The following is a 2,104-nucleotide window of genomic DNA, read 5'->3' as shown; positions in this document are numbered from 1 at the left end:
CCTGGTGCCTTCTGGTGTGGTGGCTGGGTGGGATGCCGGTGCCGATGCCGGTGCCGGTGCCGGGTCCGGTGCCGATGCCGGGACTGCGGCTGCTGTTGGTGCCGGTGCGGGTGTCGATGTGGCGCGGGTGAGGTCGGAGCTCACTGCTGTGTTGCCGTCGTACATGGTGCCGTCGGTGTTCGTGGTGCTGGATGCTTTGCCGTTGAATGTGAACGGCAAGTTGGATCGTAAGGCGTTGCCGGAGCCGGAGTTCGAGGTTCAGGTGTTTCGTGCGCCGTCGACTCCGATCGAGGAGATCGTGGCGTCGGTGTATGCCGAGGTGTTGGGTGTCGAGCGTGTCGGTGTCGATGATGATTTCTTCGCGCTGGGTGGTAATTCGTTGTTGGCGACGCAGGTGGCGGCGCGTATCGGTGCGGCGTTGGATGCTCGTGTTCCGGTGCGTGTGCTGTTCGAGGCCTCCACCGTGGCCGGACTCGCCGCCAAGGTCGAGCAGCACGCGGGCTCCGGCGGGCGTAAAGCCTTGGTCGCCGGTCCGCGCCCTGACCGCATTCCGCTGTCGCTGGCGCAGCAGCGCATGTGGTTCCTCAACCAGTTCGATCCGGCGTCGTCGGTCTACAACATCCCGGCCGCCATCCGCCTCAGCGGCGACTTGGACGTGGCCGCTCTGCGACAGGCCGTCGCGGACCTGGTGGCGCGTCACGAGATCCTGCGCACGATCTACCCGCAGACGCCGGACGGCCCGGTACAGCAGGTGCTCGCGGCGGACGAGGTGCCGATCGGTCTGGCGCCGGCCCGGGTCGACGCGGCCGATCTGGCCACCGCGGTGACCGCCGTCGTCGCCGCGGGCTTCGACGTGACCACCGAGGTCCCGTTCCGGGTCGAACTGTTCGAGGTCGCTTCCGCGAACGCGGACGACCCGGCCGAGCACGTGCTCGCGTTCGTCGCGCACCACATCAGCTCCGACGGTTGGTCGATGGGCCCGCTGACCAGGGATCTGGTGCTGGCCTACGAGGCGCGCAGCAGAGGCGAAGCCCCGGCCATGGCCCCGCTGCCGGTCCAGTACGCGGACTACAGCCTGTGGCAGCGGGAGGTGCTCGGTTCCGAGAGCGACCCGAACAGCCTCATCTCGCAGCAGGCCGAGTACTGGCGCGGCACGCTCGCGGCCCTGCCGGACGAACTGCCGCTGCCGGTCGACCGGCCCCGGCCCGCCCAGGCGTCCTATCGCGGGGCCACCTTCGCCTTCGACATCGACGCCGACCTGCATGCCGGGCTGGAACAACTTGCCCAGCGGCATAATTCGACACTGTTCATGGTGGTGCACGCCGCGCTCGCGGTGCTGCTGGCCCGGCTGTCGGGCACCTCGGACATCGCCATCGGAACCCCGGTGGCCGGCCGCGGCGAGGCCGAACTCGACGATCTGATCGGCATGTTCGTCAACACGTTGGTGCTGCGCACCGAGGTCGAGCCGGGCACGCCGTTCGACGCGTTGCTCGCCGAGGTCCGCCGGACCGACGTCGCGGCGTTCGGGCACGCCGATCTGCCCTTCGAGCGTCTGGTCGAATTGCTCGATCCGGTTCGCTCGGCGGCGCGGCACCCGCTGTTCCAGGTGATGCTGGTGTTGCAGAACTTGGCGCAGGCGACGCTCGAGTTGCCCGGGCTCACGGTGTCGGGCATCGATCCGCAGGTGTCGGCGGCCAAGTTCGACCTGCAGATCACCCTGGCCGAACAGCCTGGAGCCCAAGGCCTTTCGGTGGTCATCGGCTACGCGACCGACCTGTTCGACGAATCGACCGTGCGGAATTTCGCGAGCCGATTCCGCCGTATCCTCACGTCGATCGCGGCCGATGCCACCGCTGTGGTGGGCGACATCGACGTGCTCGCGCCCGGCGAGCGCGATCAGGTGCTGAACGCATGGAATGCGCCGGGCGCCTGGGTCCCCGGGGCGACCTTGCCGGATGTGATCGCCGAGCAGGCATGGTTGCGTCCGGATGCGGTCGCGATTCGTTTCGGTGATACCAGTTTGACGTTCGGTGAGTTGCAGCGGCGGGCGAATCGGGTGGCTCGGGCGTTGATCGCGCAGGGCGCGGGCCCGGAATCGGTGGTA

1 protein-coding gene is annotated in these 2,104 nt (G+C 68.4%); it reads left to right on the top strand.

Features of this window, described 5'->3' with window-relative positions; all coding sequences use genetic code 11:
• Positions 1-127 precede the first annotated feature (127 nt).
• Positions 128-2,104 (top strand): condensation domain-containing protein (locus ON29_RS24975; RefSeq protein ID WP_245549098.1); only part of this gene is annotated, 1,977 nt, incomplete at its 3' end.

The sequence above is a fragment of the Nocardia exalbida NBRC 100660 genome, from assembly GCF_000308575.1.
GTDB lineage: Bacteria > Actinomycetota > Actinomycetes > Mycobacteriales > Mycobacteriaceae > Nocardia > Nocardia exalbida.
The sequence above is the reverse complement of the archived record's forward strand: the minus strand, read 5'-3'. Positions and strand labels throughout refer to the sequence as shown.